Origin of the sequence: Adhaeribacter aerolatus (genome assembly GCF_007991635.1) — a bacterium.
Lineage (GTDB): Bacteria > Bacteroidota > Bacteroidia > Cytophagales > Hymenobacteraceae > Adhaeribacter > Adhaeribacter aerolatus.
On record NZ_BJYS01000004.1, the window covers coordinates 21,198 to 40,852 of the forward strand.

General features: G+C 43.0%; 20 protein-coding genes. 14 read left to right on the plus strand and 6 right to left on the minus strand.

Annotation, left to right across the window (positions count from 1 at the left end):
- The first annotated feature begins 65 nt into the window (after positions 1-65).
- Entirely contained in the window at positions 66-764 is a 699-nt protein-coding gene (locus AAE02nite_RS04020; RefSeq protein ID WP_170252514.1) for a 3'-5' exonuclease, read from the plus strand.
- Positions 761-2,668: a DUF294 nucleotidyltransferase-like domain-containing protein gene (locus tag AAE02nite_RS04025; RefSeq protein WP_146895174.1), complete on the plus strand. Its 1,908-nt coding sequence runs from the start codon at positions 761-763 to the stop codon at positions 2,666-2,668. Before AAE02nite_RS04020 ends, AAE02nite_RS04025 begins: the two co-directional genes overlap by 4 nt.
- 72 nt (positions 2,669-2,740) lie before the next feature.
- Here the strand turns inward: AAE02nite_RS04025 and AAE02nite_RS04030 are convergent, their stop codons facing one another.
- Both AAE02nite_RS04030 and AAE02nite_RS04035 read right to left on the minus strand, forming a co-directional pair.
- Positions 2,741-3,415 carry an HAD family hydrolase gene (locus AAE02nite_RS04030; RefSeq protein ID WP_146895175.1) on the minus strand — a complete coding sequence of 225 codons (675 nt, stop codon included), beginning with the start codon at positions 3,413-3,415 and terminating at the stop codon, positions 2,741-2,743.
- A 207-nt stretch (positions 3,416-3,622) separates the two neighbouring features.
- Positions 3,623-4,432, minus strand: a complete 810-nt coding sequence (locus AAE02nite_RS04035) for a LuxR C-terminal-related transcriptional regulator (RefSeq protein ID WP_146895176.1) — start codon at positions 4,430-4,432, stop codon at positions 3,623-3,625.
- Between the two features lie 408 nt (positions 4,433-4,840).
- Here AAE02nite_RS04035 and AAE02nite_RS04040 point away from each other — a divergent pair, with 408 nt between their 5' ends.
- Genes AAE02nite_RS04040 through AAE02nite_RS04055 form a run of 4 tightly spaced genes read left to right on the plus strand, consistent with a single transcriptional unit; the run spans position 4,841 to position 7,221 of the window.
- On the plus strand, positions 4,841-5,086 hold the full coding sequence (locus AAE02nite_RS04040) for a hypothetical protein (RefSeq protein ID WP_146895177.1): 246 nt from the start codon (positions 4,841-4,843) through the stop codon (positions 5,084-5,086).
- Between the two features lie 32 nt (positions 5,087-5,118).
- A complete protein-coding gene (locus AAE02nite_RS04045) occupies positions 5,119-5,772 on the plus strand; it encodes a hypothetical protein (protein ID WP_146895178.1) in 654 nt (217 codons plus the stop codon).
- Entirely contained in the window at positions 5,748-6,545 is a 798-nt protein-coding gene (locus AAE02nite_RS04050; protein WP_146895179.1) for a sensor histidine kinase, read from the plus strand. The genes AAE02nite_RS04045 and AAE02nite_RS04050 overlap by 25 nt, the downstream gene beginning before the upstream one ends.
- 7 nt (positions 6,546-6,552) lie before the next feature.
- Positions 6,553-7,221, plus strand: coding sequence for a response regulator transcription factor (locus AAE02nite_RS04055; RefSeq protein WP_146895180.1), 669 nt, complete (start codon positions 6,553-6,555; stop codon positions 7,219-7,221).
- Between the two features lie 431 nt (positions 7,222-7,652).
- Here AAE02nite_RS04055 and AAE02nite_RS04060 read toward each other — a convergent pair whose 3' ends face one another.
- A complete protein-coding gene (locus AAE02nite_RS04060; RefSeq protein ID WP_146895181.1) occupies positions 7,653-9,308 on the minus strand; it encodes a S8 family peptidase in 1,656 nt (551 codons plus the stop codon).
- Between the two features lie 183 nt (positions 9,309-9,491).
- Between AAE02nite_RS04060 and AAE02nite_RS04065 the strand changes: the two genes are divergently transcribed.
- Positions 9,492-10,217, plus strand: coding sequence for a hypothetical protein (locus tag AAE02nite_RS04065; protein ID WP_146895182.1), 726 nt, complete (start codon positions 9,492-9,494; stop codon positions 10,215-10,217).
- 65 nt (positions 10,218-10,282) lie between these two features.
- On the opposite strand, the gene AAE02nite_RS04070 is transcribed toward AAE02nite_RS04065, so the two are convergent.
- Positions 10,283-10,936 carry a hypothetical protein gene (locus tag AAE02nite_RS04070; protein ID WP_170252515.1) on the minus strand — a complete coding sequence of 218 codons (654 nt, stop codon included), beginning with the start codon at positions 10,934-10,936 and terminating at the stop codon, positions 10,283-10,285.
- A gap of 381 nt (positions 10,937-11,317) precedes the next feature.
- On the opposite strand from AAE02nite_RS04070, the gene AAE02nite_RS04075 reads away from it, so the two are divergent.
- Together AAE02nite_RS04075 and AAE02nite_RS04080 are read left to right on the plus strand one after the other, a co-directional pair.
- A complete protein-coding gene (locus tag AAE02nite_RS04075) occupies positions 11,318-11,824 on the plus strand; it encodes a YciE/YciF ferroxidase family protein (RefSeq protein WP_146895184.1) in 507 nt (168 codons plus the stop codon).
- Positions 11,825-11,973: 149 nt separating this feature from the next.
- Positions 11,974-12,336 (plus strand): DUF4180 domain-containing protein, encoded by a 363-nt coding sequence (locus AAE02nite_RS04080; protein WP_146895185.1) that lies wholly within the window; start codon positions 11,974-11,976, stop codon positions 12,334-12,336.
- A 496-nt stretch (positions 12,337-12,832) separates the two neighbouring features.
- On the opposite strand, the gene AAE02nite_RS04085 is transcribed toward AAE02nite_RS04080, so the two are convergent.
- On the minus strand, positions 12,833-13,207 hold the full coding sequence (locus tag AAE02nite_RS04085) for a DUF3140 domain-containing protein (protein WP_146895186.1): 375 nt from the start codon (positions 13,205-13,207) through the stop codon (positions 12,833-12,835).
- 356 nt (positions 13,208-13,563) lie between these two features.
- Positions 13,564-15,411: a T9SS type B sorting domain-containing protein gene (locus AAE02nite_RS04090; RefSeq protein ID WP_146895187.1), complete on the minus strand. Its 1,848-nt coding sequence runs from the start codon at positions 15,409-15,411 to the stop codon at positions 13,564-13,566.
- A gap of 693 nt (positions 15,412-16,104) precedes the next feature.
- Between AAE02nite_RS04090 and AAE02nite_RS04095 the strand changes: the two genes are divergently transcribed.
- The 5 genes from AAE02nite_RS04095 (at position 16,105) to AAE02nite_RS04115 (ending at position 19,633) form a co-directional block, all read left to right on the plus strand.
- A complete protein-coding gene (locus AAE02nite_RS04095) occupies positions 16,105-16,662 on the plus strand; it encodes a DUF1572 family protein (protein WP_146895188.1) in 558 nt (185 codons plus the stop codon).
- A 315-nt stretch (positions 16,663-16,977) separates the two neighbouring features.
- Positions 16,978-17,601 carry a hypothetical protein gene (locus AAE02nite_RS04100; RefSeq protein WP_146895189.1) on the plus strand — a complete coding sequence of 208 codons (624 nt, stop codon included), beginning with the start codon at positions 16,978-16,980 and terminating at the stop codon, positions 17,599-17,601.
- A 7-nt stretch (positions 17,602-17,608) separates the two neighbouring features.
- Positions 17,609-17,917 carry a winged helix-turn-helix domain-containing protein gene (locus AAE02nite_RS04105; protein WP_146895190.1) on the plus strand — a complete coding sequence of 103 codons (309 nt, stop codon included), beginning with the start codon at positions 17,609-17,611 and terminating at the stop codon, positions 17,915-17,917.
- Between the two features lie 78 nt (positions 17,918-17,995).
- Entirely contained in the window at positions 17,996-18,331 is a 336-nt protein-coding gene (locus AAE02nite_RS04110) for a potassium transporter KefB (protein ID WP_146895191.1), read from the plus strand.
- 57 nt (positions 18,332-18,388) lie between these two features.
- On the plus strand, positions 18,389-19,633 hold the full coding sequence (locus tag AAE02nite_RS04115; RefSeq protein ID WP_146895192.1) for a DUF4153 domain-containing protein: 1,245 nt from the start codon (positions 18,389-18,391) through the stop codon (positions 19,631-19,633).
- The last annotated feature ends 22 nt before the right edge of the window (positions 19,634-19,655 follow it).

The following is a 19,655-nucleotide window of genomic DNA, read 5'->3' on the forward strand; positions in this document are numbered from 1 at the left end:
CCGCTTTTTTTATACTCCCGTACGATGGAGAAAAATCTTTTTCATGCCCTACGCTGGAATTATTTGTGAGAGATTACCTGCTGTTTATTGATACGGAAACTTCCGGCCTGCCTAAAAAATGGGAGGTGTCTTACGCCGATCAGGATAACTGGCCGTACTCCGTGCAGATTGCCTGGGTAATCTGTAACAAAAACGGGCAGGAAATAAAAAGAGAAAACCATTATATTAAGGCAGATGATTTCGAGATTTCACCGGCAGCTTACCAAATTCATGGTATTTCAAAAGCGTTTCTGCAGCAACACGGCAAAAGCCGGCAAACAGTTTTAATGCGCCTGCAGGCCGACCTTATACAATACCAACCCTTGGTGGTAGCGCATTTTTTGCAACTCGATTTTCATATGATAGGGGCCGATTTTTACCGTCTCGGGTTAGAAAATCCTTTGCAGGAATTGCCTAAATTTTGCACCATGTTGGCTACGTCCAAATACGTTTCTAATCCCAAATCCAAATACCTGCGCCTCGACCGTTTATATTATATTCTTTTTCAAAAAGATTTAAAAAATCAGCACGAGGCGCTTACCGATGCTACCGCAACCGCCGCCTGTTTTTTCGAAATGTTAAAACTAGGCGATATTTCAGAAGAAAAAATTACCCGGCAACAGCAAGCCCAAACCCAACCGGGCAACGCTATTTCGGGCTGGGGGTGCGGCGCTCTGGCATTCCTGATTTCATTTTTAACTTATTTGTTCTCGCTTTGGTCATGACCGATAAAGTCTCGTTTCTGAAAAAAGTTGCGCCTTTTAACTTACTGCCCGACGATGTTTTGGAGGGTGTGGCGGACCTGCTGCAGGAAGTAACCCACCAGAAAGAAAGTGTTATTTATCACCAGCAGGTTACCAAACTAAAAGGGGTTGATATTCTGGTGGAAGGCTCTTACGAAACCTTCTTTTACGACAGCGAGCAGAATAAAAGAATATTAGAAGACCTGCATCCGGGGCAATTATACGGAGGTGTATCGGTGCTTCTTAACCGGAAAAGGTCCTTACGCACGGTTATTGCCAAAAAAGGCACCCGGGTATATTTTCTGCCTCGTCGCGATTTCCGGGGACTTTGCCAGGCTTACGAAGAATTCTTTCATTATTTTACCAAGGAATTTGGCCGGCGCATGCTCGACGATGATTTCGCCCATTTTGTAAAGCACCCCACCTTTTTTGAAGAAAACTACATTGCCACCGACCAGCTTTACTCCCGCAAAGTGGAAAGCGTGGGGTACCGCGATATTTTTTCCTGCGCCGGCAGTACGCCTATTTACGAAGCGGCCCGCCTGATGGGCGAACACCGGATAAGCTGTTTGTTTGTAACGGATGTCCAGCAAAAAATTATTGGTTATATAACCGATATTACCCTCCGGAACAATGTAGTGGCCCAACAAGTAGATGCACGCCAGCCAGTAGAGAGCATCATGGATAACCCGATTGTTTCTATTACCTGCCATGCATTTGTGTATGAAGCCATACTACTGATGTTCAGCACCAAAACCCAGTATTTACTGGTAGAAGAAAATGGAGAATACCGGGGCGTCGTCAGTCGGAATAAATTATTAAGCGAACAATCACAATCGCCTTTTGTCTTTATACAATCGGTGAAACTGGCCCTGAGCGACGACGAGCTAAGAAGCAAATGGAAGAAAGTGCCCGAAATAGTTACGCAACTGCTGGGCCGGGGCGTAAAGGCCGAAATTGTAAACCAGGTAATTACCACCGTTGCCGATAGTATTGCCCTGAAGGTGATAGAAGATGTAATTGAAGAGATGGGTACGCCGCCGGCCAAATTTGTATTTATGGTGCTGGGCAGCGAAGGCCGCAAGGAACAAACTCTGAAAACCGATCAGGACAACGCCATTATTTACGAAGACAAAGCCAACGAACAGCGTGAACTGGTGCGGGAATATTTTCTGAGGTTTGCCGATACGGTTTCGGAGCGGCTGAATTATATTGGCTTTAGTTTTTGTTCGGGGGGCTATATGGCTAAAAATCCTAAATGGACGCATTCCTTATCGCATTGGAAGCGCAATTACATTAGTTGGATGGAGGAAAGCTTACCCGAAACGGTAATTAAGTTTTCTACCTTTTTCGATTGCCGCTACCTCTACGGCGATAGCACCATTATAAACCAGTTGCAGGAATTTCTGAACGAGGAATTACAGAAGCCGCACGAAAAGCTGTTTTTCCACATGGCCAATAATGCCTTGCAATACGAGCCGCCGCTTACCTTCTTTAAAAATATTAAAACTTTTACCGTAGGCTCGCAGGAAGTTTTTGATATAAAAAAAGCCATGACGCCCATTGTAGATTTGGTACGGGTTTACGCGCTAAAAAACCGCATATTTTTAACCAACACTGGCGAGCGCCTGGATGCCCTGAAAGCCCAAGGCATTTTTTCCGAAACCGAATACCTCGAACTAATTCAGTCGTATTATTACCTGATGAGCATCCGGTTGAAGAAACAAGCGAGTTTAATAATTAACGATAACCGGGAGCCTGAAAACTTTATGAACATTACCAGCCTCACCAAAATTGAGCAGGTAACCATCATCGAAATATTCAAAACCATCCGCAACTTTCAGGCAAAGATTAAAGTCAATTTTACCGGCAATATTTTCGGGTGATTTATATGTAGCAGGCTTTACCAAACAAAGAAAGAACATACCCGGTATGTCCTTTCTTGTTTCTTTCAGTATCTATACCCGAACCGGCAATATTTCCTGAAGAAACGAATCGGTATAATCTTTCACAAACCGCAGAATATTGGTGTATTTACCAAAATCTTCTTTTTCGTGGGCGGTGGTTAAAACCACGCAGGCCATACCGGCATTTTGGGCTGCTTCTACCCCTTTGGGTGCATCTTCAAAAACCACGCAAGCCGATGGCGCTAGCCCAAGCAGTTCGGCTGCCTTCAGAAAAGTTTCCGGATCGGGCTTGCTGTCGGTTACATCATCGGCGCTCACAATGGCCTGAAAATAAGGCCGGATATTCAGGTTATCCAGAACAAAATCTATATTAAACGGAATAGCCGCGGAGCCAATCGCCATTTTTATACCGGCCTGCCGGGCATTGTCCAGAAAATCAGCTAAACCAGGCAGCAGTTTCAGGTGCGGAAAATATTCTTTCTGGTAGCGCCGCTCTTTTTCTACCGAAAGTTCCAGCACTTCTGCTTCGGAAAACCGTCCTTTGCCAAAAATCCGGTCCAGCACTTCGCCGTTCTTACCGTACATTTGTACTTTCACTTCGTCCCAGGTAAGGGCGGCATTCAAATCGTCGTTCAAAATCTGGTACCAGGCTTTGGCATGAAAGTGCATATCGTCTATCATGGTACCGTTTAAATCAAATATTAAAGCTTGGGGAGAAAAATTCATACTAAAGTTGGGCTGCAAAAATTATAAGCCGCAAAGTTAAATATTTTTTATTTAACCATGCCGCCACCCAACCCAGGCAGACTTTATAAGCAATAAGCGTAAAAAGAAACTCCGGGGAAACTTTTGTTACTACGGGTAAAAGAAAAAGCCGCCGGGGAGCAGGCGCGCACCACCTTACGCCCTGCCCCACCTAAACGGTAATGCTATTTAAATAATGCGGTTACTAATGGCGTATTGAACCAAGCCGCCGGTATTTTTACTGTGCGTTTTACAGATAATATTTTTGCGGTGGGTATTTACCGTATGAAAACTGATAAACAACTGATCGGCAATTAATTTACTGCTTAAACCTTCGGCAACTAACCGCACAATTTCTTTTTCGCGCTCGCTTAACTTGGTTTTAGCAGTTTCCTGTTCTTCTTGCGGTACCGGCCGGGCAACACCGGCGTCTGCCACTACCTGCACCGTAGCTTCAAAGTTTTGTAGTTTTACCAGTTCGCTTATGTCGGTACAAGTACCTAACACATGCGTAATATTACCATTAGAATCTATTTGTAAAACTTTGTTTTGTTCGAACAGGCAAACAAAGCTTCCGTCAGGTTTCCGGATGCGGTATTTCCGGCTAAAACAGTAACCCTGTCGTTTTCCGACCGGTAACAAAAGCATATTTTTCCAGAGTTTAAGGGTCTGGTCGGCCAATATCTTTCTATCTTCCGGCTGCATTAACTTACCTAACACTACATAGCCATCCTTTCTAAATAAGCCAGATTCGTACCCAATTAGTTGTTGGGTATTATCGCTTATAAAAACGAACTGCTGGGTACGAATATCCAGAACCCAGGTAATACACGGGCCATGCCCCAGAATCATACTTAATGCCTGGTTAGAATGCCCCAGGTCTTCATAGTTTACCAGATTAGTATCGGGCACAAAGGGTTGGGTTTGCCAAACAGAAAATAAATTCTGAAAAGTATCGGCAGCTGGGGATGCAGTTTTGGAAAGGTTTGTAGTTTTCATCGTTCAGGTTGATAAAAGTTAGTCAGGAAATAGAGTAAGCTAATTCTGCTGCTGGCAGCGCACGTGGCACGCTAACTAAATGGATGCCTATACAACTCCACTACCCTTTTAAGCAACTGATTTACTATTGTGCGTTAAGGATGGTACAAATTTGCATTATTTATATAAATAATAGCAATGGGTTTATACCGGAATTAAAGCGGTGTTAAACCCCGGTAAATACCGGGTTTTTCCCGTTGTTTTATCGGGTTACTAGTTTCTTATTTACAAAAAGCTAAAATCCATTATTTTAGTAAAAAGCATTTCGGCTTTTGCGAGTTCCGGTTGTAAAGCCGGGGTTTACCTTAATTTCCTTTATATTCATTTTTTTTCAACCTAAATAATTCCTCACCTTCAAACAGATTAGCTATGCAAGAATATTTATTCGACAAAGAAGCACTCCGGAAACTTATTGCAGAATCTGGTCCGGACCAGAACCGGATAGCCATTACCATTAATTTAGAGCGGCCGCAGGATGGCATTCAGGCCCGGGCCATCCGGTTTGAGCCCGGTAGTACGCTCCAGAACATAAGCGTTAAAGAAGCCTTTACCGCCAAGGTAGCACCAGCCCCCTCCACCCAGCTAGGTGGTTGCCCCAACCCTCCTGGTTGTTAAGTATTGTATCCTCCGTTGCTGGATTTTAAATAATGCTACTTGAAATTTCGAAATATTTAGATGTAGTTCCGCCTTTCCTGTTACTCCTGTTTGCATTGGCCAGCGCACCGGTAACTTTCCGGCAGGACTACATCTTCTGGTATTTAGCCGTTCAAACGCTGTTAAACACCATTTCCAAAATAATTTACCTCGGTTACAATGGTTCTAACCTGGTGGTGTATAATATTAACTGTGTTTTATCTTTTTTAATCTTATCGGCTTACTTTGCCAGCATTCTCCAGTTTAAAGACACTAAAAAAGTAGTTACCGGGGTTTTGGCGCTCTTCCTGATGGTGCTCATCTTTAATGCCCTCCAGTTCGAAAACATCATCGACCAGTTTAATAGCAACATGTATGGGCTGGCGGCCTTTATTGTGGTCGTTTACGCTTTCCTGTATTACTTGCAAAATTTATTAAACCCCACCAAAAATATTGTTAAATCGGTTGATTTCTGGTATGTTACAGGCCTGCTAACTTATTATGCGAGCAGCTTTTTTATTTTTATTACTTTTAATTATTTAATGCAAAGCAACAGCAAATATGATAGCGGCATCAGGTATTTATGGCCAATACATAATGTACTGTTTCTGGTTATGTGCGGCTATTTTTTTAAAGGAATGCTATGCAGGCGCTCGCAGATGATATAGTCATCGTAATTGGCAGTACCTTATTAATGCTGTTAGTTTCGTCTTTTGTGGTAGTATTTATTTTTATTCACCGGAGCCAGTACAACAAGCATTTAAAAGAAAAAGAAGAAATAAAAAATGCATTTGAGCAGGAGATTTTAAAGGCGCAGCTCGAAATGCAGGAACAAACACTACATACCCTTTCGCAGGAAATTCACGATAATATCGGGCAGGTACTTTCGCTCGCAAAACTTAACTTAAATACCATTCTGCTGGCCGACGATAATCCGGCGGCTCCTAAAATAAATACCACCAAAGAACTGGTGGGCAAAGCTATTCAGGATTTGCGTAATTTGTCCAAATCTTTAAATACCGACCATATCAGCCAAAAGAAGCTTTCGGAAGCTTTACAATTAGAGCTGGATATGATTGGAAAAACCGGCGTTTTTAAAACCAGCTTGCATGTGGAAGGGACCGAAGAACCGTTTGACCCGCAAAAGCAATTAATTCTTTACCGCATGGTGCAGGAAGCGTTGCAGAATATTATTAAACACGCCAAAGCCGGCTGTATCTGGGTAGAACTAAAATACCTGCCCGAAGGATTAGAGCTGCGCATACAGGATGATGGTACTGGTTTTGATTTAGCGGCCCTGCAAAATCCGGATGTAAAAGAAAAAGGTACCGGCCTGGGCAATATGTACCACCGTGCCCGCCTGCTGGGCGCCGATTTATCTATTCAAAGCCAATTAGGCAAAGGAACTTTAACGCAGCTCTCCCTGCCCATTAAACGATAAAGGTCTTATGGAACCAGCCGAAAAAATTAAAGTAGCTTTAGTCGACGACCACAAATTATTTCGCAAGGGAATGGTGGAGTTAGTAAATAATTTTTCGGGTTACCATGTAATCTGGGAGGCTAATAATGGCCGGGAACTCATCCAGAAGTTTCAAACCGAAACTGCTCCGGACATAGTGCTACTGGATATAAATATGCCCGAAATGGACGGCTACGAAACGGCGGCCTGGCTGAGACAAAACTACCCGAAAGTTTTGGTTTTAACCTTATCGATGTATGACCACGAGGAGGCAATTATTAAAATGTTGCGCGCCGGCGCCAAAGGGCATATTTTAAAAGATGCGGATCCGCAGGAACTCAAAACGGCCTTGCAGGCGCTCATAAAAAAAGGATTTTACTATTCCGAACTGGTAAGTGGCACGCTGTTGAACTCGCTCAGCCGTGACCCGGAAAACAACAAGAAAGCCGCTGATTTAATTAAGCTAAACGAACGCGAAAGTGAGTTTCTGAAACTGGCCTGTACAGAACTAACTTATAAAGAAATTGCTGATATTATGTGCCTGGCGCCCCGCACCATTGATGGCTACCGCGAAGCTTTATTTGATAAACTCCAGGTAAAAAGCAGAATCGGATTGGTATTGTACGCTATTAAAACCGGGCACGTAGTTATTAACTGATGTTACGCAGCATAGTAATAATGGCAAAAAGGAAGGCACCTCATCCCCAACTCCTTCCGCCTCGGGCAAAAGGGAGCTCTGGTAACGCTTATTTCAAGTGAAACGCTTTTATAAACAGGAGAAATATTGTGATGTAGTTTATCATATTATCCTATAGCGGATGTAGTAAATTCCTTTAAAACTACTTTCACATTTATTACTGCCATCCAATTACCATCAGTTGCTATTCATTCACCTTATAAACTCTATAAAGAAACATCAGACAACATTCTTATAATGATTGCAATAGTAATCAAAGTCCCTCTCCTTTTTCAGGAGAGGGATTTAGGGTGAGGTCCTCGCCTAACAGCAGCCTTTAATTAAAAATGAGAAAGGCTACCCGCGTTGGGTAACCTTTCTCATTTTTAACAGAAGTAAAAACCCAAAGTTTATTACTTATTGCTGAGGCTCTCAGCTAATTTTACTGCTTCGTAAGCATTAACCACGCCACCGGTTACCGATAGTTCGCCTAATGTTACCTGCTCCGCTTTACCGCCTTCGGCCCCGGGTTTATTTACTTTCAGGTCCTGTACTTTGTAAGCCGATTGCAGAATAATATCGTGCACCTGCTCCGCTTTTAAGTTAGGGAAGTAAGACAAAAGCAACGCACTCACTCCACTGGTAACCGGGGCAGCCATACTCGTGCCGCTATTTTCCTTGTAGCCTTGTTTTGGAATAGTAGAATTAATATCTACCCCCGGCGCAAAAACATCGACACTTTTTTTACCATAGTTAGAGAAGTTACCTACCAGCTTACCGCTGCCGCTAAACGAAGAAGCCCCTACTTCTATCCAGTTGTTCACTGCTTTGCCGTTGGCTAATACTTTGCTCGGGTAATTCTTTTCCTGGTCAATATTTTTGCCATCGTTACCGGCCGCATGCACCAGCACCACGCCTTTATCAGCAGCATATTTAACAGCCGCATCAACGGCTTCTTTTTGCGGCGAATATTCCTTCCCGAAGCTCATATTAATTACCTGCGCGCCATTATCAACGGCATAATAAATGGCATTAGCCACATCTTTGTCGCGCTCGTCGCCGTTAGGCACGGCTCGAACCACCATAATCCGTACATTATCCGCAATGCCTTTTATACCTAAATTATTCGTGCGGTTGGCGCCGATTATACCAGCCACATGGGTACCGTGCTCGGCAAAAGCGCCGGTTACATCGTTGTTGCCGTAATGCTTTTCTTTTACATTGCTGTAGTCGTCGCCTACAATATCGCGCGGGTTATAGTTAAGGTTCAGGTTATACTTCAATTTATTCATAAAGTAATCCTCGCCTTCGGTAAAGGTTTCTTTCGTGAAATTATTTTCGGCCATAAACAGCATAATGGCTTTGGCCTGGTTTACCTGCTGGTTCGTAGATTTTAACTGCTGCAGATCCTCCAGCGTAAAGTCTTCTTTGTTTAGCTGGTTTTTCAGAATGGCGGTGGCATTTTCGTAAGCGCCCTGCAACTGCTGAAACTGCGAATATTGGTCCTGGGTTTCTTTCAGCTCTTTTTCGTAATCGGCTTTGATTTTCTGGTACAAGGCAAAATTCTCTTTTTCCTTGCGCTTCTTCTGCAATTTAGCGCCGCCCGGACCTTCAAATTTATCGCGCAGCTGCACGTACAGGCGGGTAAGTTCCTGGGTGTCGTGTTCTACGTTGCGGCCATCTTTGCCCCCAATAAAATTCCAGCCGTGAATATCGTCTACGTAGCCGTTTTTATCGTCGTCCTGACCATTGCCGGGTATTTCTTTTTCGTTCCGCCAGATTTTATCTTTTAAATCTTCGTGCGCAATATCAATACCACTATCAATTACTGCCACCACTACCGTTTTAGACGGACGGTTTTTTAAATATTCGTAAGCTTTTTCGGTACTTACCCCCATTACCTGGTTTTCCTGGGGATCCAGGTTAAACCAATTGGCCGGCGCTTTGGCCAGCGTATCGGCCGGGGTTGTTTTACCGCCGGTAAAAGTGGTGCGGGCCAATGCTGCCTCCGGCTTTATAAATGGGTTAAACAGCAAGCCAAAGGCTAAAATATAAGTTGATTTTATCATAAATAATTAACTATCCTCCGGAGAGGGACAAAATATAAATATAGGTGGTTTATCTTTATTTCTTAACCCTAAAGCAAGAATACTACCAATAAAACGCAGGCCGGCAGGTTGGGTTAATTTTTATTCAAAACTATTAAGAACTTTTAAAAAGGACTTACCCCGCAGAATAATTAATTTTACAATATGAAATTTACCCTAACCTACCTGTTCCTGTTTCTAGGACTTTGCCGCCTGGTAATGGCCCAAAGGCCTGCGCCGGGTCCGCCCATTGGCTCGGTTTTTATCGGGTTAGGCTATACGCTACCAACCGCTGGTTTCCGGGAAACGTACGCCACCGGGCACGCCAAAGGCGGTACTTTTGGGTTCACGGTTAGGCCGGTAGCCGGTACGGCGCCTATTGAATTGGGGGCCGAGGTAAGTTATTTGCCTTTTGGCATAGAAAAGCAGCCGGTTGGTACGGGTAGTAGTAGTTACACACTTAAAACCACCCACAGCCAGGTGCCGCTGCACGCGCTGGTACGGCTTAAGCCCCGGCGTTTAAGCACGGTTACTCCTTATTTGGATGGCCTGGCTGGCATTACGGTTTTTAACTCACGTACCAAAATAAAAGAAGATTTATTTACCTCCCTGCGCGATGAAGACCCCATTGTGGTGAGCAGGCATACCAGCACCGTATTTAATTACGGACTGGCGGCCGGCTTTTCGGTTGCAGTTAATAACCGGAAAAGCTTTTACGCTGATATCAGGCTGATTTATTTAGAAAGCCCTTTAGCCACTTATGTAAAAAAAGGAGATGTGCTGGTAGATCAGAACGGCGACGCCACCTACCTTTATTCCCGTTCCGAAACCAGTACTTTTATGGTTCAATTAAATTTATTAGGCATTCTAAAAAATCTGGCGGAAGAATAAAATAATTTAAAGTAGATAAAATCGGCAATAATTACCTGTCTTCAACCGCTGCTTTCCGGCAATTTTCAGACTAACTGCGTGCAAAAGCTGAGGAGCTTCTTTAAATCATCTTCTTTCTGAAAATCGATCTGGTTTTCTTTTATAAATTTTTCTATTACAGATTTGTTCTTGTTAAATATTTTCAGGACAGAAGCTTTGTTAGCCGGATAAAATTTATTGTTCTGGTCTGTGATGAAATAATTAGCCATTTTGGCATACACCATATATTCGTTAGGACTTAGCCGCTGCATTTGGCCATTAACCGTAATGGTACCATAAGATCTCGTGGCCGAAGTATTCGAATATTGGTCGTAAGCAACGCCCTTCTCCTTATCCGATGGTTTAAATCTTTGCTTTAACAACAGCTTCACCGATTTATAATCGGCGATTTCTTCGCCAAAACCTTTTTTTTCCGGATCGTAGTAGAACTTCGTTTCGCCAATGGCCACAAATTTTACCAGGTATAAATTATCCAGCGCCAGCGTGTCGCCTTTGGGGTCAATAAAATGCATTTCGCCGAGTATTTGATGATAATTGAGTTTGCCCTGGGCCAGGCCGCCGGTGGTATAATGTATAATACTTTCTTTAAAAGCAGGATAGCGGTAAGCCGCGGCAGCAAAGTCGTTACTTTGAATATTACCGCCCACTTTTACCCTAATTCTTTCCTCTTCCTGTGCCATTGCCTTTGGCATGCAAGTAATTACCAAAAGAAAGAGTAAACAGCTAATTTTCAGGGCATTCAGGCATCTTCCTGTTAAGAAACAATTTGTATTAGGTGACATAACTAAACTTGTTAATCAGAAGAAAGACCTTATCCCGATAATTTAATATTTATCTTCAGGCACAACCAGTCAGCCTTAATAAAAAACGGCCGCAGGGTAAACTGTTAATTCATAGTATATCAGAAAGATAAATAATTACCCTTGTGTTTACAACTATCTACCCGATTATTAACCAGGCTACCGGGCAAATAAAAATAATAAATTCTTTACTAACCCCGGGCACCGCCTATCGTACCATATAAGGCTTATTTTTACGTCAGATTAAAAACGATAAAAACTATGAGTGGATTAAAAGATTTGAATGATTTGCTATACCATGAAATACAGGTATTATACGCCGGCGAAGAATTGCTGGTAGCAGCCTTGCCGCGCATGATAGAAAATGCGCAGGACAGCTCACTAAAAGCAGCTTTTACGCAGCACCTCGACGAAACGAAGCAACAGCTGGAACGCCTGAAGCAGGCCGCCGAACTCCTGAATATTAAGGTAGAAGGCGATGAGAACCCCAGCATGAAAGGTTTGATTGCCGAAGGCGAAAAAGTAATGCACAAAGACGCTACCCCAGAAGCTTTAGATGCGGCTTTAATCTGCGGGGCGCAAAAAATTGAGCACTACGAAATTTCGGGTTACGGAACCGCCGCCCACCTGGCCGATGGGTTAGGTTTTAAGGTAGTGGCCGAACTGCTCCGCCAAACGCTACAGGAAGAGCAAAACACCGATACCAAACTGAACGATTTAGCTAAAAATAACATCAACCGCAAAGCGGCCCAGGCAACGGAAAGTTGATGGTATTGAAACCCAGAAACAAGAATAGCCACGATTTTTTGTAAAGGAAGGAAAAGCAGAAAAGCGCCCTCGTAATATCGCAAGGGCGCTTTTTAAATATTAACCCTTGCCCGTAAAAGGACCACAATGTAAAAAACAGAGAATACAAGATGAAAATTGAACCGCATATTATTAACAACATAGAAATTGCCGAAGTAACCTCTAATGACATTATAATAAACCAAAATGAAGACGGTTTGAATTTGTTAGGAAACCTATACTATCAAGGCTTTGACAAGGTTGTAATTCACGAAAAAAATATTTCGCCTGATTTCTTTGACCTCAAAACTGGAATGGCAGGAGAAATACTTCAAAAATTTTCAACTTATCGCGTCCGTTTGGCTATAGTCGGAGATTTTTCTAAATACAGTAGCAGAAGTTTAAACCACTTCATACATGAAAGCAACCAAAGCAGGCATATCAACTTTGTAACTTCCACTACAGAAGCATTAGAAATCCTTTCAGGCAAATAAATTGGTGTAAAACGCAAACACAAATAGTAGCTTTCTCTACTAACTTAATGAGTAAAAATCCAGCATAAAGTTTTGAATTAAGGACCAGTATAACAAAACCAAAAAGCTATTGAACTTAAAGCTTTTTTGTTTACTAAGTTTCCAGTAACCCAGTACTTCTTATTTTCAGAAATTATGAAAGAAAATTTAAGCACATTTAATAGAGATTGCCATTCATTGGATACGATTATTTGGAAAGATGCCATAAGTTATGCAACACACTCTTGATTAGACTGATAGAAGTTTTAGCATTAGCGGTGTTAACACTATCAATAGGGCCACCTGGTACTCTAAACGGAATTGAAAAAGAGTTTCAGGAATAAAAAAGCCACTATTAAATAGTGACTTCGGGGTTATTTAATTTTCTGGTTAAGCAGCTTTTCCGTTCCGGTAATTATTAACTCATTTTGAACAGTTAATTTTTAAAGTAAACTAGCTATTCACGCCGCTACATAAATCAGTTTTCGAGTACTTTTAATGGATCGTGACCCAGGTTCATGAGGGCGTAGCGCCAGTTCGATACTAATATATCATTGGTGGGTTTATGGTTGTAAAGCTGATTGATGTGGTTTACGATAGTATCCATACATTCATACTCGCCCTTAGTAAGCATTATTTTTTTCTTGAGTAATATTTTAATCAGCTTCCGCGAAATTTTCTTATCAATTACCAGTTCCGATTCACAGGTGTCCTGGCCGGGCGTGCGGGAGGTTTTGGTTTCCAGCCAGTTTTCCAGTTCCAGCGGCGACATATTTACCAATGTCTTAAATTCCGTGTACACATCTTCACGGGTTCTTACCCCAGTTTGGGCTTTCTTTAATAAATGAAGCATCGCATTTGTAAATTTTATTCAATCCCTTGATTAGCTTACCTTTACTATTTACTTTACTACTGCCATCTTTTTTTGTTTAATAAATATTGTTTTTTTTTAATATTTTATACTCCTTCCCTATTTAAAGCCTTTTATAAAACTAATTGGCGGCCATAATCGCATGACAACACACCTGTAAATCAGACACTTTCCGCATATCCGCGGCTCAATTTTTTGCTAAAAGATTTAACGTTGGCAAAGCATTTATTCAGGCTGGTTTTAGCATTCTGCCCACCCATAGCGGCCCGAATTGCGCTCTTACCTATCTTGTTATGACTAAAAATTTTGCCAGTTGCCAACAAGTTACCTGCTGAGGCTTACCGCACTTTGGTAACGGTGCCTTTAAATTCTTTATCGGTGTAGGTAATTACATAATAGTAAACGCCCTCGCTTACGCTTTTTCCATCCCACTTAAAGGTTCGGTCGGTGCTTTTGTATACCAGGCCGCCCCAGCGGTTATAAATTTTAATATCGGAGAATACACTTTTGCAAAAATCCGGCGGCAGGGTCGGCATCTGGAAGTAATCGTTTAAGCCATCGTTGTTCGGCGTAAAAATATTGGCCGGAATAAAAGTTACCGGTACTTCCGATGCCAGGTTTACTTCGATGGAGGTGGTGCTGGTAACGGGCGTACCACACTTGGTGGTGGTTGCCGTAAAATCCAGGATATAAGAGGCCTGACTCAGTGCCCCGCAATCTATTTGCCAGTTAAATGGACTCGTTACGCTGCCGGTACCTGTTTTGGGGGTAAACTTAATCGGTTGGGACGCTAAATCAAAATTGCGGGCTTTTACGCTCAGGGTAATTTCGTCTTTATCGGCATCGGTACCCAGTACATCAAAAGAGACTAATTCGCCTACCTTGGCGTTGAGCAGAGCAGCCGGTGCGGAAGTAGAAATTACCGGCGGTTCGTCGGGCTCCGGCACAAAAACAAACGATACCCGCACCGTATCTTTCTTGGGCAAACTGCAACCATCATCGCCCACAATAAAATCTACCATAAAAGGTTTGCCTTTCGAATCGAGACACGGTTTAAAACAAGCCGAAGAGGTAAGCGTATCGGGTATGCCGTTCCGGTTTACCAGCCCACCCGAAATACTCAATATTTTTTCGGTTAAGTTAAAGTTTACGCCCCGGGCCTCTACGGTCAATACTTCGTTTGCGTCCGGATCAGTCATAAATAACTGGAAACAGCGGTTATCGTTGGGACCGATGGTAATGACATCGCCTTCCTTATAGTAAGTAGTTGCGCCGCCGGTTTTTAGCTTAATACCCGGCTTCTCGTTGCGGGGACAATTGAGCACCAGCATCTGGTAATCGCGCCGCACCTCCCCTATTTTAACTTTATTCCGGTATTCCGAGCACCGGATGCCAAAAACAAACAGCCCCAGTTGGGTAGGCAAAACCCGAAGCTGGCCGGTTTGCTGGTTTATGGTTAAGGTTGGGTTACCCGGAATCTGGTTATTCGTGCCCAGGCCGGCGGTCCATAGTACGGGTATATAAGGTCCGGGTAAAGCAAGTGGGGCCGGGTCGAGTTGGTTGCTGTTGCCATTTAGCGGCGTCATGACTTCGTACACCAGCGAGTCGCCGTCCGGATCTTTGCCGCCAAACTCGTAATAAAACAACTCATTAATACAGGCGTAATCGCTCACCGGCTGAAACAACTCCGGCGATGAATTTATAAAGGCTTGCCCATTGCGGCTTACTGCCGGAAACTCCAGGTAAAAAGTTTGCCCGGCAGCGCCCGGGTTTAAAATATTATTAATTACACCGTTACGGCAGCACCTTTCCCAAACCAGATAATACCCATTCTGACTGTTAAACAGAGCCGCCGGCAGTTCAATATTGCGGGTATAAACCACTTTATCGGTGCTCAGCGAACCACTGGTGCAAACTACGGAAGTATAAGCGACCGGAGTGATGCTCGGGTTGGACATGTTAAAGTCACCCATCCGCCGGTTAGTGCCTTTTTCGAAAATACTGGCGGTAATAACTGGGTCGATAGCGCCCGGATTACCGTTAATTTTATCGAAATACATATTGAGAGTAACCTGGTAAGTAGCACCCGATACATATTTTAACCCAAACTCTCCACCCACAATATGCGTGGCCCACCCGGGCAACAGCCAAAATAAAAATAAAATAAAGAGTAAAAGTTTTTTCATAGTTCCTCCGCAGAAGTACAGCTTATTTCTTAAAGGCAGAAAATCATCCCTAAAACATCCTGAATATAATAAATATTATTATAGCCTGCTACTAAATATCGTAATCTACAAGACTGCCGAAATATCGCTTTACCGCTTCCAGCAAATTAGCAGCACCTCATCCCCCAGCCCCTTCTCCTCTGGGCGAAGGGGAGCTCCGGTAACGCATTTATTAAGGGAAACGCTATTAATAAAAGTAGAAATAATGCACTGTCAGGTATTATAAGGATAAGCTATTTCATTTTCTTTTAATCCTTCTTTACAAACTGAATACAATATTATTTTAATAGCTGAAAGAGTAATCAAAGTCCCTCTCCTTTTTCAGGAGCGGGATTTAGGGTGAGGTCCGCCCGTAACAGCGTTTAATAAGTGGTTCGTATGTAAAACTTTACGCAACTTTTAAGTAAGGCCGTTGCCTGAGTCATCGTAATATTCTTTTCACTCAACAAAAACATCAAAACACATGTAAGCGTACCAACCCGGCCTTTTATTAGCTTCACCCACTTGCAGATTAAAGCATTTGCACCCACCGGATATTCTGAGTATATTTCTTATAAAAATATATCCCTGCGGTACGGGGCGCACGTCACCGTTGTCCGGCAGCTTTGCCAAGCGAGCATAGCGTATTTAATAGCAAATTTTAGATAACAGCAAATGGAAGCAGCATATTTACAAAGCATCCGGAAACAATTCGAATATTACAAAGCGCTTGGCGAGCGGACCATAGCGCAGCTGGATGACCAGAATTTATTCTGGCAGTATAATGAAGATTCGAATTCAATGGCCATTATCGTTAATCACCTTTGGGGAAATATGAAATCCAGGTGGACAGACTTCCTGACGGCGGATGGTGAAAAGGAGTGGCGAAATAGAGACCTGGAATTTGAACCAGTCATCAGAACAAAGCAGGAATTACAGGTAAAATGGGAGGAAGGTTGGAATTGCTTATTCGAAGCGCTGGACTCGATAAATAAAGACAACTTCAATACAGAAGTTTACATCCGAAACCAGTCGCATTCTGTTATGGATGCCATTAACCGGCAACTCGCCCATTATGCTTATCATATCGGGCAGCTGGTATATATCGGCAAAATGGTAAAATCAGATAACTGGCAAAGCTTAACTATTCCGAAAGGAAAATCTTCTGATTTTAATACCGTAAAATTTTCAAAAGGCAAACACCAAGGACATTTCTCGGACGATGTAAGATAATACTCGCTACTTCCCGGTGCATAAGCTTCTGCAGAACCATTTCATCATCTTTCTTTAAATTAAGATAAGGATAGCCGCTTAAACCTATAATAGCGTTAGTTAATACTTCTGCTACTTTCATTAATTGATTTGAAAATCTCACTTTTCAGCCAGCAGCAGATTAAAAGTGCGCGTTTAACTGGTTAATATCAGGGTTCTTGCGTTACTAAGGGCTACTAAACAAAATTCTTAAGCAACAATTTTCAAAAATATTTCAGCGGTTACGCTTGCTATTCCGTAAACTGTTTTTAACTTTGAAATACAAAGTACTTTAACATGAACCAGCAGCAAGACCAGCTAGAAACCCTGCATGAGATCCGCAACATCATGGATCGCTCCTCCCGCTTTATTTCATTAAGTGGGTTGTCGGGCGTATCGGCTGGTTTGTCGGCACTACTGGGTGCGGCGGTTGTTAAGTGGTACTTTAGCCAGCGGAATATTAACTATTACCACGATTTAGACCGCTCCTTAACCCGCGAGAACATCTTTTTCTTGTTAGCAGTAGCGGCCGGGGTGCTTATTCTGGGCTTTTGTATGGCTATATACTTTACGGTCCGGAATGCCCGCAAAAAAAACCACCGAATCTGGGACAGCCAATCGAAGCGGTTGCTCTTGAATCTGGCAATACCGTTGGCTACCGGTGGTGCTTTTTGTGCTATACTTATCTATCATAACTTATTATACCTGGTAGCACCTGCTATGTTGGTTTTTTATGGTCTGACTCTGTTAAACGCCAGCAAGTATACTTTGAGCGATATCCGCTATCTGGGCTTTTTTGAGATAATACTGGGCTTGCTGGCCGGCATTTTTGTGGGCTACGGGCTAACGCTTTGGACCGTAGGATTTGGCATGCTGCACATTGTATACGGCGCGCTGGTGTACTTTAAATACGAACGCTAGCAAACCGGTGAAAGACTATTTAGATAATATAAACAAAGCCTTCGAGAGTAGGGCACGATTGGGCATTATGTCGGTGCTGATGGTGGAAGATAAAGTGGATTTTAACACCCTGAAAGAAACCCTCCAACTGACCGATGGCAACCTGGCCAGCCATTTGCGGGCACTGGAAGAGGCAGCTTACCTGGGCGTAGAAAAACAGTTTGTGGGCCGTAAACCTAATACGACTTACCACGCCACTGAAGCCGGCCGCGAAGCTTTTAAAAGCCATTTAGATGCTTTGGAGAAGCTTATTTTAAGTAACCGGAAAGACAACTAATATTTTTTTGCTTTTAAACTTTGCAATTCAAAGTACTTTAAATATAAACAAATATTCACCAACTTAAACTTTATAATCATGACACAGCAAAACAGATTACAAAATCAGCCCATTCATCCAGCCACATTCGTCAAACCCGTTTTAGTAGGTGCCGGCATTGCGTTACTCGTTATCTCTTTTTTTGTTTTTGGCTTGGATAAACCTCACCCGGAATGGGGAAAGTTCTGGATGATTAGGCCTTTAATTATTACGCCTTTAGCCGGTGCCACCGGTGGCGCATTTTACGCTTTCATGAACTACCAAAGTTCCCGCGGTTTCAATCGAACATTGGCTATTCTCCTGAGCATTGTGGTATACCTCATTGGGTTATGGCTGGGTGTTGTTTTGGGTTTAGACGGCACAATGTGGGACTAATAAGCGCTAAAAATTAAAATTTAAAATTCTGGCTAAAAAGCATTAACCCATACACCCATGAGAGACGAAATAATTTCTAACCTAAAAAACCCCGGCGGACTGGAGAAGCTGTACCGGCGGGACAAAGCGCCTTTTAAGCGGGAGTTCAGCCATTTATATCCGGAGCTAAAAGGCAACCTGCTGGCCGATTACTGGTACGAGCGTCTGAACTACGAATCGGATGATATTTCCTGGGGCTCCCGAAATGAATTACTGTTTGTGGCGATTGCCTCTTTGGTGGCAGGTTTATTCTCTAAACTGCCGGCTATTTTCAACATCAGCGAAGAGTTCTTTTACCCCCGGAATATTGGCTTTCTGGTGTTTCCGTTTTTAGCGGCTTACTTCGCCTGGAAAAACAAGCTACCGGCAAACAAAATAACCTATTTGGCTGGTATTGTAGTTGTTTGTCTGGTATACATTAATTTTCTGCCCGATAATCCCAAAAGCGACACCCTCCTATTGGCCTGCATCCATTTGCCTTTGCTGCTCTGGGCTATATTAGGCGTGTCGTTCTCGGGCGATGAACTCAGTAACTACCAAAAACGTCTGAGCTTCCTGCGGTTTAACGGCGACCTGGCAGTAATGGCCGCGCTGCTGGTAATAGCCGGCGGCCTCATGACGGCCATCACCATTAACTTATTTTCCCTGATTGGTCTGCAGATAGAAGAATTTTATGGTGAGTACGTAATCGCTTTTGGGTTGCCCGCTGTTCCTATTGTGGCAACTTTCCTTACCCAAACCAATCCGCAATTGGTAAACAAAGTATCGCCGGTAATTGCTAAAATATTCAGTCCGCTGGTTTTAGTCATGCTGATAATTTACCTGGGCGCCATTATTTTCTCCAGCAAAGACCCTTATAACGACCGGGAATTTCTGTTGCTATTTAACGTGCTTCTGATTGGGGTAATGGCTTTGATATTCTTCTCCGTAGCCGAAAGTTCAAAAGAATCAACGGCAGCTTCGGGTATCTGGGTATTGCTGTTATTGTCGGTTTTTACGGTGGTGGTAAATGGTATTGCGCTTTCCGCTATTTCCTTCCGGATTTCGGAGTGGGGCATTACCCCTAACCGGGTGGCGGTGCTGGGCGGCAATGTTTTAATGCTGGTTCATCTGCTAATCGTAACGGTTATGCTGTATAAAACCGTAACAAAGAAAGCGGCTATTACCGAAGTTGGTAAGGCCATTGTGCTGTACTTACCGGTTTACTTTATCTGGACAATGGTGGTCGTATTTTTATTTCCGCTGCTTTTTGGTTTTAAATAAAGTTGGCATCTACTTTTTCTAC

What these genes read in the sequence shown, in the direction of transcription:
- AAE02nite_RS04050 (WP_146895179.1), top strand. Translation starts at nt 5,748, where the DNA reads ATGCAGGCGCTCGCAGATGATATAGTCATCGTAATTGGCAGTACCTTA.
- AAE02nite_RS04115 (WP_146895192.1), top strand. Translation starts at nt 18,389, where the DNA reads ATGAGAGACGAAATAATTTCTAACCTAAAAAACCCCGGCGGACTGGAG.
- AAE02nite_RS04085 (WP_146895186.1), bottom strand. Translation starts at nt 13,207, where the DNA reads ATGCTTCATTTATTAAAGAAAGCCCAAACTGGGGTAAGAACCCGTGAA.
- AAE02nite_RS04095 (WP_146895188.1), top strand. Translation starts at nt 16,105, where the DNA reads ATGGAAGCAGCATATTTACAAAGCATCCGGAAACAATTCGAATATTAC.
- AAE02nite_RS04025 (WP_146895174.1), top strand. Translation starts at nt 761, where the DNA reads ATGACCGATAAAGTCTCGTTTCTGAAAAAAGTTGCGCCTTTTAACTTA.
- AAE02nite_RS04035 (WP_146895176.1), bottom strand. Translation starts at nt 4,432, where the DNA reads ATGAAAACTACAAACCTTTCCAAAACTGCATCCCCAGCTGCCGATACT.
- AAE02nite_RS04065 (WP_146895182.1), top strand. Translation starts at nt 9,492, where the DNA reads ATGAAATTTACCCTAACCTACCTGTTCCTGTTTCTAGGACTTTGCCGC.
- AAE02nite_RS04090 (WP_146895187.1), bottom strand. Translation starts at nt 15,411, where the DNA reads ATGAAAAAACTTTTACTCTTTATTTTATTTTTATTTTGGCTGTTGCCC.
- AAE02nite_RS04060 (WP_146895181.1), bottom strand. Translation starts at nt 9,308, where the DNA reads ATGATAAAATCAACTTATATTTTAGCCTTTGGCTTGCTGTTTAACCCA.
- AAE02nite_RS04045 (WP_146895178.1), top strand. Translation starts at nt 5,119, where the DNA reads ATGCTACTTGAAATTTCGAAATATTTAGATGTAGTTCCGCCTTTCCTG.
- AAE02nite_RS04040 (WP_146895177.1), top strand. Translation starts at nt 4,841, where the DNA reads ATGCAAGAATATTTATTCGACAAAGAAGCACTCCGGAAACTTATTGCA.
- AAE02nite_RS04100 (WP_146895189.1), top strand. Translation starts at nt 16,978, where the DNA reads ATGAACCAGCAGCAAGACCAGCTAGAAACCCTGCATGAGATCCGCAAC.
- AAE02nite_RS04030 (WP_146895175.1), bottom strand. Translation starts at nt 3,415, where the DNA reads ATGAATTTTTCTCCCCAAGCTTTAATATTTGATTTAAACGGTACCATG.
- AAE02nite_RS04070 (WP_170252515.1), bottom strand. Translation starts at nt 10,936, where the DNA reads ATGGCACAGGAAGAGGAAAGAATTAGGGTAAAAGTGGGCGGTAATATT.
- AAE02nite_RS04110 (WP_146895191.1), top strand. Translation starts at nt 17,996, where the DNA reads ATGACACAGCAAAACAGATTACAAAATCAGCCCATTCATCCAGCCACA.
- AAE02nite_RS04075 (WP_146895184.1), top strand. Translation starts at nt 11,318, where the DNA reads ATGAGTGGATTAAAAGATTTGAATGATTTGCTATACCATGAAATACAG.
- AAE02nite_RS04055 (WP_146895180.1), top strand. Translation starts at nt 6,553, where the DNA reads ATGGAACCAGCCGAAAAAATTAAAGTAGCTTTAGTCGACGACCACAAA.
- AAE02nite_RS04080 (WP_146895185.1), top strand. Translation starts at nt 11,974, where the DNA reads ATGAAAATTGAACCGCATATTATTAACAACATAGAAATTGCCGAAGTA.